This is a genomic window from Mesorhizobium sp. WSM4837 (assembly GCF_055811435.1).
In genome coordinates, this window is sequence record NZ_JBVVQE010000026.1 from 1 (window position 1) to 13,909 (window position 13,909).

A 13,909-nucleotide genomic window follows, 5' to 3' on the forward strand; every position below is an offset into this window, starting at 1 on the left:
GCATCAAGGGCTGTGGGGGGGGGGGGGGGGGGGGGGGGGGGGGGGGCGCGCGCCCCCCCCCCCCCCGCGGGGGGGGGGGGGGGCCCGCCGGGGGGGGGGGGGGGGCCCCCGCCGCAGAAGGCACTGCCAGAGCGTCGAGCACGGCCGCCCGGACCCCACCCGGCCGGGCTTTGCCCGGCCACCCTCCCCTCAAGGGGGACGGAAACCCGCGCGCGGCCACCATAAACATCTGCTGCGTCGGCGACGACGACCAGTCGATCTATGGCTGGCGCGGGGCCGAAGTCGACAACATCCTGCGCTTCGACAAGGATTTCCCCGGCGCCACGATCATCCGGCTGGAGCGCAACTACCGCTCCACCGCGCACATCCTCGGCACCGCCTCCCACCTCATCGCCCACAATGAAAGCCGCTTCGGCAAGACGCTGTTCACCGAAAAGATCGCCGAGGACGACGAGAAGGTCCATGTTCATGCCGCCTGGGATTCCGAGGAAGAGGCCCGCGCCGTCGGCGAAACCATCGAGGCCTACCAGCGGCAGAAGCACAATCTCAACGACATGGCCATTCTTGTCCGCGCGTCCTTCCAGATGCGCGAGTTCGAGGACCGCTTCGTCACCCTCGGCCTCAACTATCGCGTCATTGGCGGCCCGCGCTTCTACGAGCGTCTCGAAATCCGCGATGCGCTGGCCTTCTTCCGCGTCGTCGCGCAAGGCGCCGACGACCTCGCCTTCGAGCGCATCGTCAACGTGCCGAAGCGCGGGTTGGGCGAAACCACCATCCGCCAGATCCACGACACCGCCAGGGCGCTCCGCATCCCGATGCTGGAGGCTGCGGAAAAACTCGCTGAGAGCGACGAGCTGAAGCCGAAGCCGCGCGCCGCGCTGCGCGAAGTCGCCGCAAATTTCGAGCGCTGGCAGAAGGCGCTGGAGACCACGCCGCATACCGAGCTCGCCGAGACCATCCTGGAGGAGAGCGGCTACACCGACATGTGGAAGAACGACCGCTCGGCGGAAGCTCCCGGCCGGCTGGAAAACCTCAAGGAACTGATCCGCTCCATGGAGGAGTACGAATCGCTGCGCTCGTTCCTCGAACATGTCGCGCTGGTGATGGAGGCAGAGAAAAGCGAGTCCCTCGACGCCGTCAACATCATGACGCTGCATTCGGCCAAGGGCCTCGAATTCGAGACGGTTTTTCTGCCCGGCTGGGAGGAAGGTCTTTTTCCACACCAGCGCGCGCTCGACGAGGGCGGCCGCTCCGGGCTGGAGGAAGAACGGCGGCTGGCCTATGTCGGGCTGACCCGCGCCAAGAAGAACCTGCATTTATGGTTCGTCTCCAACCGCCGCATCCACGGCCTGTGGCAATCGACCATCGCGTCGCGCTTCCTCTATGAATTGCCGGAAGCCCATGTCGAGGTCGCTGAGAGCGGCAACTCCTATGGCGGTTATGGCAATGCCTACGGCGGCGGCTCCTTCGCCTCCGGACGGGGCGGCCAAGGGGCAGGAAGGCAGAACCCCTATGGCGCTTCGCGCTTCGACAATGTTGGCGGCAATACCGGCGGCACCGAGAAATCCGGTGCCTTCTCCAGCACCTATGCGACGCCGGGCTGGCAGCGCGCGCAACAGAACCGCACTGAGGCGACCGACCGCAACTGGGGCTCGCGTTCCGGCCACCAGGTCGAGCGCATCGGCTATGGCGAAACCGACAGTGGCTATGGTGCCGGCCGCACCTCGATCAAGGGCCGCACCATCGACGGCGAGCTGGTCGCCAAATCCGTCGCCGACACGCCATCCCCCTTCAATGTCGGCGACCGCGTCTTCCACCAGAAATTCGGCAACGGCAACATTGCCGCCATCGACGGCAACAAGCTGACCATCGACTTCGACAAGGCCGGCCAGAAACGCGTGCTGGACGGGTTTGTCACCGGGGTGTGAGCGTCCCCCTCACCGATACCGCGCCTGGTTCCATTTGTGGCCGAGCAGCGACAGGATGATGATCAGCCCGTTGAAGAACTGGACATAGAAGCCGCTCAGGCCTGCCGCGACGACGCCGGTCTGGATGAATGACACGGTGACGGCGCCGATGGCGCCGCCGACCACGGTGCCGACGCCGCCCCAGGTCGGCGTGCCGCCAACGAACACCGATGCCAGCACCGGCAGCAAATAGCCGTCGCCAGCCGTCGGCCACCAAGTGAAGTTGATCATCACCGAGAAGGTGCCGGCGATCGCCGCCCCGATGCCGACGAAGACGAATACTTTCACCCGCACGCGCTTGACGTCGATGCCCATCTGCTGGGCGCTGTCGGGATTGTCGCCGACCACCTTCACCTGCGCGCCGAAACGATGCCTGTTGTAGAGCAGCGCCGACAGCACGACAAAGCCGATGGCCCAGAAGATCTGCACCGGGATGCCGTAAAGCTGGCTGGAGAAGATCTTGTAGGCCCAGCTGTCGGCAAGGCTGGTCAGCGCCGTCGACCTGCCTTCGTTGATGATCTGGATCAGGCCGCGCAGCAGGAAGTTCATGCCGAGCGTGGCGATCAGCGACGACAGCCCGCCATAGACGACCAGCGACCCGACAAGGAAGCCGAGCAACGTGCCCGTTGCAATGGCGGCGGCAATACCGAGAAACGGGTCGTAGCCGGCCTGCACGACCAGCGCGAACACCCATGAGGCAAAACCCATCGTCGCCGGAAACGACAGGTCGATCTCGCCGCAGGTGACGACGAAGACCAGCGGCACCACCACGAACAGCGCAACCGGCAGCGTGGTGAGCACGGAACTGTAGAGATACCAGGTGGTGAAGACGGTCGGGTTGGCGATCATGAACACCGTCATCATCACCACGAACACCGCAAGCGTGCCAAGTGCGGCGCGGTTGTCGAGGATGAAGCCGCGCATCCAGTGATCGGATGGGTGTTTCCACTCTTTCCGGGGATTGCCGGGACGGGAGATGCCTGCGGACGGCTCTTGCAGATCGGGCTCCATCGTCTTGCTCATCGTGCTCTCTGCTCCGGGTCGCCGGCGTCGTGCAGTCCCGGCAATCCACCCGGATGCGCGACGTCTTCCATGAAGTTGATGAGGTCTTCGGCCGACTTGACCTGGCTGCGGTCGGCGGTGAGCGCCACCTTGCCGCGGTCCAGCACGACGAAACGATCGGCGATGTCGAAGACGTGGTGGATGTTGTGGCCGATGAACAGGATCGACCGTCCGCTCGCCCGCACCTGGCGCACGAAATGGAAGACCTTGGCGGTCTCGGTCAGCGACAGCGCCGTCGTCGGCTCGTCGAGGATGATCAGGTCGGCCTGCTTGTAGATTGCCCGGGCGATCGCCACGCCCTGGCGTTCGCCGCCGGAAAGCTGGCCGACGATCGATTGCGGCGTGAACACTTTCGAGGTGAAGCCGATCTCGCGCATCAGCCGGCTCGCCTCCTCGATTTCCTTGTTGACCTTCAGCCAGCCGAGAAAGCCGGTGAGTTCGCGGCCCATGAAGATGTTGCGCACGATCGTCTGCTGCACGGCCAGCGCCCGGTCCTGGAATACCGTCTCGATGCCGGCGTCGCGCGAGCGCGCGGCGCTCCAGCCGGTCACCGGCTGGCCGCGGATGAGGATCTCGCCGCTGGTCGGTTTGACCACGCCGGAGAGGATCTTGATCAGCGTCGACTTGCCGGCGCCGTTGTCGCCGATCAGGCCGACCACCTCGCCGCGGTCGACGCTGAGATTGACCCCACCCAGCGCATAGACCTGACCGTAGGACTTGCTGATGTCGCGCAGCTCTATAAGGCGTTCTGCCATGGCGATCCTCACTTGGTTCCGGCTGCGGTCGGAAGACCGGCAGCCGTGTCAAAAGGTCAGCGCAGCGCCTGCTTGGCGAGTTCGGCGACGATCTCGTAATTGTCAGGCGTGACGAAGCCGGCGCCGGTGTCGACATTCGTTGGCGCCAGGCCCAGCACCACCTGCTGGCAGAGGCTGAGGATCGGCAGATAACCCTGCAGGAACGGCTGCTGGTCGGCCGTCAGTTGGACCCAGCCGCCCTTGAAGCCCTCGACGATCTGCGGGCTGGTGTCGAAGCCGAAATTGAAGATATCGCCAGCCTTCCTGCCCGCCGCCTGCATGTAGGTCGGGACGTTGCCCAGCATCTGTCCGCCGGGATAGCCAACCGCCTTGACATCGGGATTGTTTAGGAGTGCTGCGGTAATCACCGGAATGGCCAGATTAGGGTCGGAAGCCCATTCGCCGCTCGGCGGCGAGGAGAGCTGGATGACCTCGACGCCCGCCTCTTTCAGGGCGGCGACCGTGCCGCGCTCGCGCGCGCCGCGGCTCTCGTTCTCGAACGGGCCGATCATGATCGCCTTGTCGCCGGCCTTGAGCCCGGCCAGCTTGAACGCCTCGGCGCCGAGCGCGCGGCCCTGCTCTTCCTGCTGGGCGCCGACATAGCCGCCGCCGAACGCTGCCGTGACCTTCGGCACCGGCACGTTCTGGTACATCATCCTGATGCCGTCCTTGTGCGCCTGTTCGGCCAGCGGCATGATCGAAGCATCGCCCGGGTGGCCCATCATGGCGATGCCGCCGGGCTTGACCGCGACGGCCTCGCGCAATTGCTGCACCATCTTCTCGACATCCCACTGGGAGAAGATGTAGTCGACCTTTGGCCCAAGATCGGCCTCGGCCTGCTTGGCGCCATTGTAGACGATGGTGCCGAAGGCGTCGCCCTCGGCGCCGCCGACGAAGAAGCGGATGTGGACGTCCTTGCACCACTGGGCATCGAGCGCCTGGGCAGGCAAGGTGGAGATTGCGGCGGCGAGCGCCGTGGCGGCCGCCATGACGGTCGAGCGCAGAACTGTCCTTCTCATCGTGATGCTCATGCACTTATCCTCCCTTTGTTCCCTCGCAAGCCGAGGGGTCTTCGACGAATGCTTCGGCTTCTCGCCGCAATGCTTCGCTGGCCGGCTCCCTGTTTGATGCATGTCGTTGTCGCAAAACCGCTGCACACCCTTGGGTCAGGCCCGAGGGCATGCTTTTGCGCGACATGCATTAGCCTCACGCCGGGTTCGGCAGATACGTCGCGCCTCCCCGGCATTGCTTGAGGTAGTCCAGCGCCCGAACTTGCCCTGTAATCTCAAGGTCGCCGCGATAGACCGGGTCGTGCCAGCCTTCGATGTCGATGGCGCCCCTGTATCCGGCCAGCCGCAATTCGCTGATCACCCGCGTCCAGTCGCTGTCGCCGAAGCCAGGCGTGCGCATTTGCACGAACGGCAGCCGGCCGAACACGCCATGCTCGCGGATCACGTCCCAGCGCACCGTCGCGTCCTTGCCGTGGACATGGAAAATGCGCGGCGCCCATTTGCGGATCTGCGGGATCGGATCGATCAGGTAGACGAGCTGGTGGCAGGGCTCCCATTCCAGGCCGAGATTGTCATCGGGCAATTCATTGAACATCAGCTCCCAGGCGTCCGGATTATGGGCGATGTTCCAGTCTCCATCGGCCCAGTTGCCGTCCATCGCGCAATTCTCGAAGGCGATGCGCACGCCCTTGTCGGCGGCGCGCCGGGCCAGTGGTCCCCAGACCTCGCGGAAGCGCGGCAGGCTGTCGGGCAGCGGCTTGCCGCGGAGGCGGCCGGTGAAGCCGCTGACCATCGCGGTGCCGAACAGATGCGCATGGTCGATGGCCGTTTCCCAGGCATCAAGCACGCCGCGATCGACATCGCCGCATTCCAGCGGATTGCCGAAGACGCCGAGCGAGGAGACGACGACGTCGGCGTCGCCGATCGCCTCGCGGATCTGGCCGGCCAGCCGTGGAATATCCTTGCCGCCCAGCGTCTGCCAGAAGAAGGGCTGGATGCTTTCGAAGCCGAGCGGCAGGATCGCCTTGATATAGGCGGCCGGGTCATCGAGATTGGCCCGCACCATGGTGCCGATCCTGATGTCGAGAAGCGGGTTTGGCATCGTCACCCTTCCTGTGCGATCGCGACCCGGCGCCCGGTTTCGGCGCTTTCGATCGCGGCAAAGACCATGGCCAGGCTCTTGATGTTGTCGGCGCCGCGCGTCTCCGGCTCGCTGCCGGTTTCGACGGCGCGAACAAAATCCTGGATGATGCCGAGATGGCCGCCGATGCGGTCATTGGGATCGAGCGGCGGCACGGCGAGCGGCTCTGTGCGATCGAACAGGCCTTCACGGATAGGCCGCGCGACTTCCGCCCTCAGCCCATCCTCACCGTCCCAGACCAGGCTGCCGTGCTCGGCGACGATGCGCCATGTGCTCTCCCAACTGGTGCGGAACCCGTCGGCGCACCAGGAGCCGGCATAGGTGAACAGCTTGCCGCGGCCGAGCTCGAAGATTGCGGTGGCCGACGATCCCTGCCGGTACCAGGAATTGACCGGCTCCCATTCCTGGCAGTAGACGCTGGCCGGCGCGCCGCCGACCATGTAGCGGGCGGCGTCGAAAGTATGGATCGCCATGTCGAGCAGCAGGACATGGCGCATCTCCTCGCGAAACCCGCCGAAATGCGGCGCGACGAAGAATTCGGCGTGGATGCTGGTTGGCGCACCGATGGCGCCGGAATCGAGAAAACGCCTGATGCGCCTGACGTTGGCGACATAGCGGCGGTTCTGGACGACGGCGTGCACGCGCCTGGCGCGTCGGGCTGCCTTGACGATGGCGCGCGCGTTCTCCGGGCTGTCAGCCAGCGGCTTCTCCGTCAGGAGGTGACAGTGATGCGCAAAGGCCGAAAGCGCGACATCGCGCCGAGCCGCCGGAACCACGACGTCGAACACAGCGTCGGGCTTGGTCTGGTCGAGCACGGCGTCAAGATTGGTCCCGGCAATGGCGCCGGCAAGCTCGTATTCGCGCGCCCTTGCCTTCGCCCTGTCGGCGTCGAGGTCGACAAGGCCGACAATAGCCAACCCGTCGATCTGCCTCGCCGCATCGAGCCAGTGCTTGCTCATCGCTCCGCAGCCGACCAGGACGACATTCATCATCCAGCGCTCCTCCTCCGCTCGGCCCCTCCAGACCGATCGTCACGGCATTCACGGCATGACCGTAAACGTTTTTCCGTAAACGTTTACGAGAACACACCGGAAGGCGTAGAATGTCAATTGGCCGCTCGCGAAAATCACCTAGATCACCTTGGCCTGAAGAGCGGCCGATGATAGCCAGGCAAGGGGGAGAACTGTCCTTTGGCGTCCAGCATCCACGACCTTGCGCGTCACCTGAACATTTCGATCGGCACCGTGTCGCGCGCGCTCAACGGCCGTGCCGACGTCAATGCCGACACCCGCCAGCGCGTGCTCGATGCGGCGGCAAAGCTGAACTATTCGCCGAACCAGTCCGGCCGCAGCCTGCGTCGCGGCGCCACCCACTCGATCGCCTTCATGCTGCAGCCGCACCCGGGCGACCAGCAATATGGCGAGCCGTTCTTCATTCCATTCCTGACCGGGCTGCAGGCGAAACTCGCCGAAAGCGGGCTCGATCTGATCGTGGTGATGGGCGCGCCGGGCGACTACCAGCAGGAGCGCCTGCGCCGGGTGGTCGAGACGCGCCGGGCCGACGCCGTGGTGCTGGCCTATACGCGTCGCGAGGACGAGCGCATCGATTACCTGACCAGGGTCGGATTCCCGTTCGCGACGCTCGGCCGCAGCCGCTCCGGCGGCAAGACCTATCCGTCGCTCGACCTCGATTTCGAAAAAGCCGGGGCCGACGCGGTCGACCGCCTGGTGGCGCGCGGCCATCGCCGCATCGCCGCCATTCGCCCGTCCCTCAACCTCAATTTCGGCTATCTGTTCCTGGCCGGCTATCGCAAGGCCTTGCGGCGGCACGGCATCGAGGTCGACCCCGGGCTGATCGCGAAAGGCTTCATCAATGAAGCCGGCGGCGACGCGGTGACGCCGCAGGTCATGCGCTCCAAGGACCCGCCGACCGCCATCATCTTCAACAATGACGCGATGGCACTCGGCGGCTGCAAGGCGCTGGCCGAGATGGGCATCAAGCCGGGCCACGACATTGCGGTGATCGTCATCGTCGACACGCCGCTCTGCCGCTATTTTTCACCGGCACTGACCGCCTTCCGCCCTCGCCTGGAGCCGATGGGACGGCGGCTTGCCGAAATGTTGCTGGCGTCGATCCCGGCCTTCGCCGGCCCCGAAGGCGCGCGGATCATCCGTGAGGTCTGGCCGCTGGAACTGATCGCGCGCGACAGCGATTGATGATGGCCAGCCTTCCCTCCAGCCACGTCGATCGCCTAGGATGAGTCAGGCGCAGCAGGGGAGAATCCATGGGCAAGGGACGGGTCGAGGCATTTTCCGATGGCGTCATGGCCATCATCATTACCATCATGGTGCTGGAATTGAAGGTGCCGCATAGCGCGGATTTTTCCGCGCTGGCACCGCTATGGCCCACCTTTCTCAGCTACGTGCTGTCCTTCATCTATGTCGGCATCTACTGGAACAATCTGCACAACATGTTCCACACCGTGCAGCGGGTCGATGGCCGCGTGCTGTGGGCGAATTTGCATCTGCTGTTCTGGCTGTCGCTGATGCCCGTGACCACGGCCTTCATGGGTGAAAACCATTTCGCGCCGGTGCCTGTGGCCGTTTACGGTGTTGTCCTGGCGCTTTGCGCGGCCGCCTACTTCATTCTGGTCGTCCTCCTGCACCGGCTGCATGGCAACGACACTGCCTTCGCCAGAGCGGCAGGCACCGATCGCAAGGAAAAGATCTCGGTGGTCCTCTACATCGCCGCCATTCCACTGACGTCAGTCAATCAATGGATCAGCGTCGCGCTCTATGTGCTGGTTGCCATGATCTGGTTCGTGCCGGACAAGCGTTTCGAAAGGCAGATCGAAAAATAGGTCCGCCCTATCCCCGCATCGCCTTCAGCTTTTCCGCCACCGAGGCCGCAAGGTCGGCATAGCGCTCCTCCAGCCGCTCGGCCGCCTTGATCACCGAAAAATCATGGCCGAATTTTTCCAGCGCCATGCGCAGCTTCTCGACGAACTCCGCCTGCTTTTCGAGCGCCGAAAACAGCGTTCTCACTTGCGCTTCGCTGATGTCGGGATTGGCAAGCATTTGCGGCACCTCACGGCTCATCTGGTCGCCGGTGGCGGTCTGTTCTTTCAGGATCTCGATCCAGTCGGTCAATCGGTAATCTCCTTCTTACCGCGGACAGCATGCGCAGCGCCTGCCGATGTGGTCAACCCAAGGACGCCCAAACGGGCTTGCGCGAGCCTGTCGCCGCGTTAAGTTCGGCGCAACCTGAACGAGGACACGATCGATGACCACCGACGCCGAAATCCAGAGCGCTTTGCCTGCCCTTGGCTCCGGCAACGTTGCCGTCATCACCGGCGGCGCCAGCGGCATCGGCCTTGCCGCGGCCAGGCGGCTGGCGGCAATGGGCCTGAAAATCGTGCTTGCCGACATCGGCGGCGCGCGGCTCGACGAGGCTGCCGGCGCCGTTGCAACGATTGCCGGCGACAGCGCGGTACTCGCGGTCGCCACCGACGTCTCGAAAGCCGACGAAGTCGACCGGCTGGCCGAAAAGGCATTCGATGCCTTCGGCGGCGTGTCGCTGTTGATGAACAATGCCGGCGTCGGCAACAATCCCGGCAAACCCTGGGAGAACCGCGACGCCTGGAAGCGGCTGCTGGACATCAATTTCTGGGGCGTCGTCCATGGCGTCGAGGCCTTCGTGCCACGCATGCTGGCTGCAGGAAAACCGGGCCTGATCGTCAACACCGGCTCCAAGCAAGGCATCACCACGCCGCCCGGCAACCTTGCCTACAACGTCTCCAAATCGGGCGTGAAGAGCTTTACCGAAGGCTTGGCGCATGCGCTGCGCAACGAGCCCGGCGGAAAGATTGCTGCGCATCTGCTCATTCCGGGGTTCACTTTTACCGGCCTGACCGAGGGTGCAACCGAAAAGCCCGCCGGCGCCTGGACCGGCGAGCAGGTGATCGACTTCATGCTGGCCGCGCTGGTGCGTGGCGACTTCTACATCCTGTGCCCCGACAACGAGGCGACGCGGCCTATGGACGAAAAGCGCATGGCCTGGGCGATCGGCGACATCATCGAAAATCGCCCTGCTCTGTCGCGCTGGCACCCGGACCACAAGGACGCTTTCGCGGCGTTCATGGAAAGCTGACGCTCACGCCGCATGCGTCTTCGAGCCGCGCTTTTGTGCAGTGGCTTTCATGCCCGCCGTATCATGCCGTTTCGCCGCCTGTTCACATTTTTTGCGAATCTCCTCGACCTCGGATTCGGTCAGGTGCTCGATGCCGATAAAGGTATTGTGAGCTTTGCCGACCCGGATCAACTCGTCGAGTTTCGTTTGAATCGCCGTGCCGTCGCGGTTCTGGGTGTTCTGGATGAGGAACACCATCAGGAAGGTGACGATCGTCGTGCCGGTGTTGATGATGAGCTGCCATGTATCGGAAAACCCGAACATCGGTCCGCTTGCCCCCCACGCAACAATGATCAGGAAACAGACGGCGAATGTCGACGGCAGACCGGCTAGATGCGCCACATAATTGGCGATCCTGGTGAAAAGCTTCTCTATCATGGCAGGAGAAACAACCAGCATCCGCTCCTGGTTCCCTCCTTTCACCGACGCAGCCGTTCACAGACCCGCAAGGATCAAGGGATTTCGCGCTCCCAGCGGTCGAGGAAGGCCTCGATGGAAAGCGCCTGCATGTCGGGAATGGCCCTGGCGAGTTTTTCGACCGACCAGTCCCACCAGCCGAGGCTTTCAATCCGCGCAGCGGTTTTCTCGGCAAAACGCTGGCGCAGCGGGTTGGCCGGAACGCCGGCGACGATCGCATAGGCAGGTACATCGCGCGTCACCACCGCATTGGCGCCGATGATCGCGCCATTGCCGATGGTCACATCGGGCATGATCACCGCGCCATGGCCGATCCAGACGTCGTGGCCGATGGTGACGGACGTCGCCCGCCGCCGCTCGCGGAACGCCGCGTCGACGCCGAGCCAGCGAAAATACTCGTTTGGCCGATAGCTGACCTTGTGCTGGGTCAACCGCTCGATCGGGTGCTCGAGCGCGTTGATACGGCTGTTGGCGGCGATCGAGCAGAACTTGCCTGTTGTCGTGTAGATCGCCTCGGCGTGGCGCTCGAAATAGGAGAAGTCACCGACTATGACTTCGCGCAAGATGACCCGCTCGCCGATCGAAGCGTAGCGCCCAAGCTTGCATGCCTTCAATTCCGCGGTCGGATGGATGCGCGGCTTGGGGTCTTTCAGGACAAGATTTTCGGGACGGTCCATGCCGGCGGCTTTACGCCCGAGCGATTGGTCCCGCAAGCGGGAGCAATCGTCCGTCACCTGTTTCCAGAGCCTATTTCGGCTTGCCGTTGGTCCACACCACGTTCTGGCCATAGAGCGGGACCGTGGTGACCGACATTTTCGCAGAACCGTCCTGCACCTGGCGCGAATGCGACAGATAGATCAGGGTCTCGTTGGCTTTATCGTAGATGCGGTTCACCACCTGTTTCTTCCAGATCAGACTGATGCCTTGCTTGAACACCTCCTCGCCGGCATCGCTCATGTCGATGTCGCCGATTGTGATCGGCCCGGTTTGGCGGCAGGCGATCGAGGAATCGGATGGGTCCTCGAACCAGTTGCCCTTTTGCAGGCGATCGATCACGCCACGGTCGAAATAGGAGACGTGGCAGGTCACGCCTTCGACCTTCGGGTCCTTGATCGCCTCGACGATGATGTCGTTGCCTAGCCAGTCGACGCCGACCTTGCCGACCTCCTGGGCGACAGCCGCACCAGCGCCGACGACAAGGCACGCGGCCAAAGCGCCGCCGATCAGTTTTCGCCCAATCAGTCCCTGCCCAATCAGTCGTTGCAACAAAGCCTCCTGCGGTTCGAGTTTTGCCGACCTCAGGTGGGACGGGCGGCGGCACTTTGCAAGCGGATCATTTTTTAAGGGAAAGCCGGTTGCGGCAACGCGACATCTTTGCGCGAGCGAGATCAAACCGTTAAGAGTGTTCGCCCAACAAGCTCCAAAGGCGCCGATACGGCGCCGATGAAAATCGCGACGGACAGCCATTTGATGATGCGTTCAATACTGGTCGGCATTCTCATCCTGATGGCGGCGGGCATCGGCTGGCTCACCTTCGAGTGGTACCGTGGGCATTATGGCGGCGAGCCGTTCGGCGCGCCGTTCACGCTGGTCGACCAGAAGGGCGCTCCGATCACCGAGGCGGCCTTTCGCGGCCACCCCAGCGTCGTCTTCTTCGGCTTCACCCACTGCCCGGAAGTCTGCCCGACCACGCTGTTCGAACTGGCCGGCTGGCTGAAGACGATGGGTGATGATGGCAAGAACCTGCGCGCCTATTTCGTGACGGTCGACCCGGAGCGCGACACGCCCGAAATCATGAACGCCTATATCAGCAACTTCTCCGACCGCATCCTCGGCATCACCGGCGACCCGGACAAGGTCCGCGCCATGGCCAAATCCTTCGGCATCTATTCGAAAAAGGTCGATACCGGCGACGGCGACTACACGATGGACCACACCGCTTCGGTGCTGCTGCTCAACGCCAGGGGCGATTTCGCCGGCACCATCGCTTATGGCGAAAGCCCCGACACCGCCATCGCCAAGCTCAAGCGGCTGGCGGCGGCAGGCTAGTGCATGATCCCGAACCGAAGCTCCGCACCAGCGAACAGTGGGAACCGGATTTCGGATAAGATCATGCGCACAAAGAAAATCGTTTGATGACCCAAACGCGGCTTTATTTCAGCACTGGAAAGATCGAGGCCGACCGTATCTTCGCGGCGTTCGAAGCGGCATTCGAAGATGAGGGCCTGCCGATTGGCTTGGTCGAAGTCGACGAGGACCGCGACATCCACGAAGTGTCACTCTATGCCGACGGCGATGTCGATGCCGTCGAGGCGCGCTTGAAGGAGATCCTTGCCGGGCTGGCCCTGTCGAGGCCGATTGCGCGCGAGCCCGTGCCTGATATCGACTGGGTGACGCGTTCGCTGGAGGGACTGAAGCCGGTGCGCGCCGGCCGTTTCTTCGTCCACGGCGCGCATGACCGCAGGAAGCGCCACAGCGGCGAGCTCGCCATCGAGATCGAAGCGGGCCTCGCCTTTGGAACCGGCCATCACGGCACCACCGCCGGCTGCCTCGAAATTCTGGAACAGGTCGTGCGGCGCGAACGCCCGCGCAACGCGCTCGACCTCGGCACCGGCAGCGCGGTGCTGGCCATCGCGCTGGCCAAGCTCGCCCATATTCCGGTGCTGGCGACCGACATCGATCCGGTCGCCACAAAAGTCGCCGCCGCCAACGCGCGGCTCAATCACGTCAAGGCGCTGGTGGAGACGGTGACGGCGCCGGGCTTCCACCATCCGATTTTTGCCGCGCGCGGCCCTTTTGGCCTCATCGTCGCCAATATACTGGCGCGGCCGCTGATGCGGCTGGCGCCCGAAATGGCCAGGCATGTCGGTTTGGGCGGCTCGATCGTGCTGTCGGGCATCCTCGACCGGCAGCGCGACGCGGTGATCTCCGCCTATGTCGGCCAGCAGTTCCGCCATGTCAGGACGTTGCATCGCGAAGGCTGGGTGACGATCCACCTCAAGCGGTGACGCGCAGCGCCTTCAATTGCACGCCGCAAATTCGCTCAGACATAGCGCGACCTTGCCGCCTTCTTCAGTTCTTCGCGATCGTAGCCGTTCGCTTTCAGCGTTTCGTCGTCAAAGCCAAGCAGAACGCCGCTCACATAGCGGCTCGCTTCGCGCTGGCGCGCTTCGATGAGAGCGTTCACGGCGCTTCTGAAAAATCCGCGTCTGGCTGAAATCGTGGACATGATGGTCTCCTTTGCAGGGCAGTAAGACTCGTTCCTCCACGCCAAAAAAGGTAAGCTCTGCTGACCTTTTTTTAAATCGCTGATTCTGCATGGCGTCCATG

Annotated in this window: 16 protein-coding genes; 6 read left to right on the forward strand and 10 right to left on the reverse strand. The window is 63.8% G+C overall.

All coding sequences use genetic code 11. From position 1 onward, the window contains the following. Window positions 1-1,928: ATP-dependent helicase (locus tag AC0L3D_RS16945; protein WP_473645136.1), on the forward strand; the 1,928-nt coding region annotated here is incomplete at its 5' end. A gap of 9 nt (window positions 1,929-1,937) precedes the next feature. Here the strand turns inward: AC0L3D_RS16945 and AC0L3D_RS16950 are convergent. The 5 genes from AC0L3D_RS16950 to AC0L3D_RS16970 form a co-directional block, all read right to left on the reverse strand. Then, a complete protein-coding gene (locus tag AC0L3D_RS16950) occupies window positions 1,938-2,990 on the reverse strand; it encodes an ABC transporter permease (RefSeq protein ID WP_128167121.1) in 1,053 nt (350 codons plus the stop codon). Next, a complete protein-coding gene (locus AC0L3D_RS16955; protein ID WP_077383235.1) occupies window positions 2,987-3,784 on the reverse strand; it encodes an ATP-binding cassette domain-containing protein in 798 nt (265 codons plus the stop codon). Before AC0L3D_RS16955 ends, AC0L3D_RS16950 begins: the two co-directional genes overlap by 4 nt. 56 nt (window positions 3,785-3,840) lie before the next feature. Then, a complete protein-coding gene (locus tag AC0L3D_RS16960; protein ID WP_473645138.1) occupies window positions 3,841-4,854 on the reverse strand; it encodes a substrate-binding domain-containing protein in 1,014 nt (337 codons plus the stop codon). A 175-nt stretch (window positions 4,855-5,029) separates the two neighbouring features. Continuing rightward, window positions 5,030-5,935: a sugar phosphate isomerase/epimerase family protein gene (locus AC0L3D_RS16965; RefSeq protein WP_473645140.1), complete on the reverse strand. Its 906-nt coding sequence runs from the start codon at window positions 5,933-5,935 to the stop codon at window positions 5,030-5,032. 2 nt (window positions 5,936-5,937) lie between these two features. After that, window positions 5,938-6,966, reverse strand: a complete 1,029-nt coding sequence (locus AC0L3D_RS16970) for a Gfo/Idh/MocA family protein (RefSeq protein WP_473645142.1) — start codon at window positions 6,964-6,966, stop codon at window positions 5,938-5,940. Between the two features lie 198 nt (window positions 6,967-7,164). On the opposite strand from AC0L3D_RS16970, the gene AC0L3D_RS16975 reads away from it, so the two are divergent. Then, complete coding sequence (locus AC0L3D_RS16975; protein WP_128167132.1) at window positions 7,165-8,190, forward strand: LacI family DNA-binding transcriptional regulator; 1,026 nt, start codon at window positions 7,165-7,167, stop codon at window positions 8,188-8,190. Between the two features lie 68 nt (window positions 8,191-8,258). After that, window positions 8,259-8,834, forward strand: coding sequence for a TMEM175 family protein (locus AC0L3D_RS16980; protein ID WP_287173475.1), 576 nt, complete (start codon window positions 8,259-8,261; stop codon window positions 8,832-8,834). 7 nt (window positions 8,835-8,841) lie between these two features. Here the strand turns inward: AC0L3D_RS16980 and AC0L3D_RS16985 are convergent, their stop codons facing one another. Continuing rightward, window positions 8,842-9,123, reverse strand: coding sequence for a hypothetical protein (locus AC0L3D_RS16985; protein WP_128167136.1), 282 nt, complete (start codon window positions 9,121-9,123; stop codon window positions 8,842-8,844). Between the two features lie 133 nt (window positions 9,124-9,256). Between AC0L3D_RS16985 and AC0L3D_RS16990 the strand changes: the two genes are divergently transcribed. Further along, the gene (locus AC0L3D_RS16990) at window positions 9,257-10,123 is read left to right on the forward strand and encodes an SDR family NAD(P)-dependent oxidoreductase (protein ID WP_287173478.1); all 867 of its coding nucleotides are present in this window, start codon (window positions 9,257-9,259) and stop codon (window positions 10,121-10,123) included. 3 nt (window positions 10,124-10,126) lie between these two features. Here AC0L3D_RS16990 and AC0L3D_RS16995 read toward each other — a convergent pair whose 3' ends face one another. The 3 genes from AC0L3D_RS16995 to AC0L3D_RS17005 form a co-directional block, all read right to left on the reverse strand. Then, window positions 10,127-10,540, reverse strand: coding sequence for a low affinity iron permease family protein (locus AC0L3D_RS16995; RefSeq protein ID WP_473645144.1), 414 nt, complete (start codon window positions 10,538-10,540; stop codon window positions 10,127-10,129). A gap of 74 nt (window positions 10,541-10,614) precedes the next feature. Continuing rightward, the gene (locus AC0L3D_RS17000; protein ID WP_473628191.1) at window positions 10,615-11,256 is read right to left on the reverse strand and encodes an LbetaH domain-containing protein; all 642 of its coding nucleotides are present in this window, start codon (window positions 11,254-11,256) and stop codon (window positions 10,615-10,617) included. A 70-nt stretch (window positions 11,257-11,326) separates the two neighbouring features. Further along, window positions 11,327-11,845 (reverse strand): CreA family protein, encoded by a 519-nt coding sequence (locus AC0L3D_RS17005; RefSeq protein ID WP_473628192.1) that lies wholly within the window; start codon window positions 11,843-11,845, stop codon window positions 11,327-11,329. A gap of 204 nt (window positions 11,846-12,049) precedes the next feature. Between AC0L3D_RS17005 and AC0L3D_RS17010 the strand changes: the two genes are divergently transcribed. Together AC0L3D_RS17010 and AC0L3D_RS17015 are read left to right on the forward strand one after the other, a co-directional pair. Next, window positions 12,050-12,628, forward strand: a complete 579-nt coding sequence (locus AC0L3D_RS17010) for an SCO family protein (RefSeq protein ID WP_473628193.1) — start codon at window positions 12,050-12,052, stop codon at window positions 12,626-12,628. An 86-nt stretch (window positions 12,629-12,714) separates the two neighbouring features. Continuing rightward, on the forward strand, window positions 12,715-13,587 hold the full coding sequence (locus tag AC0L3D_RS17015; protein WP_473628195.1) for a 50S ribosomal protein L11 methyltransferase: 873 nt from the start codon (window positions 12,715-12,717) through the stop codon (window positions 13,585-13,587). Window positions 13,588-13,622: 35 nt separating this feature from the next. Here the strand turns inward: AC0L3D_RS17015 and AC0L3D_RS17020 are convergent, their stop codons facing one another. Continuing rightward, window positions 13,623-13,808: a hypothetical protein gene (locus AC0L3D_RS17020; RefSeq protein ID WP_029351430.1), complete on the reverse strand. Its 186-nt coding sequence runs from the start codon at window positions 13,806-13,808 to the stop codon at window positions 13,623-13,625. Between the last annotated feature and the right edge of the window lie 101 nt (window positions 13,809-13,909).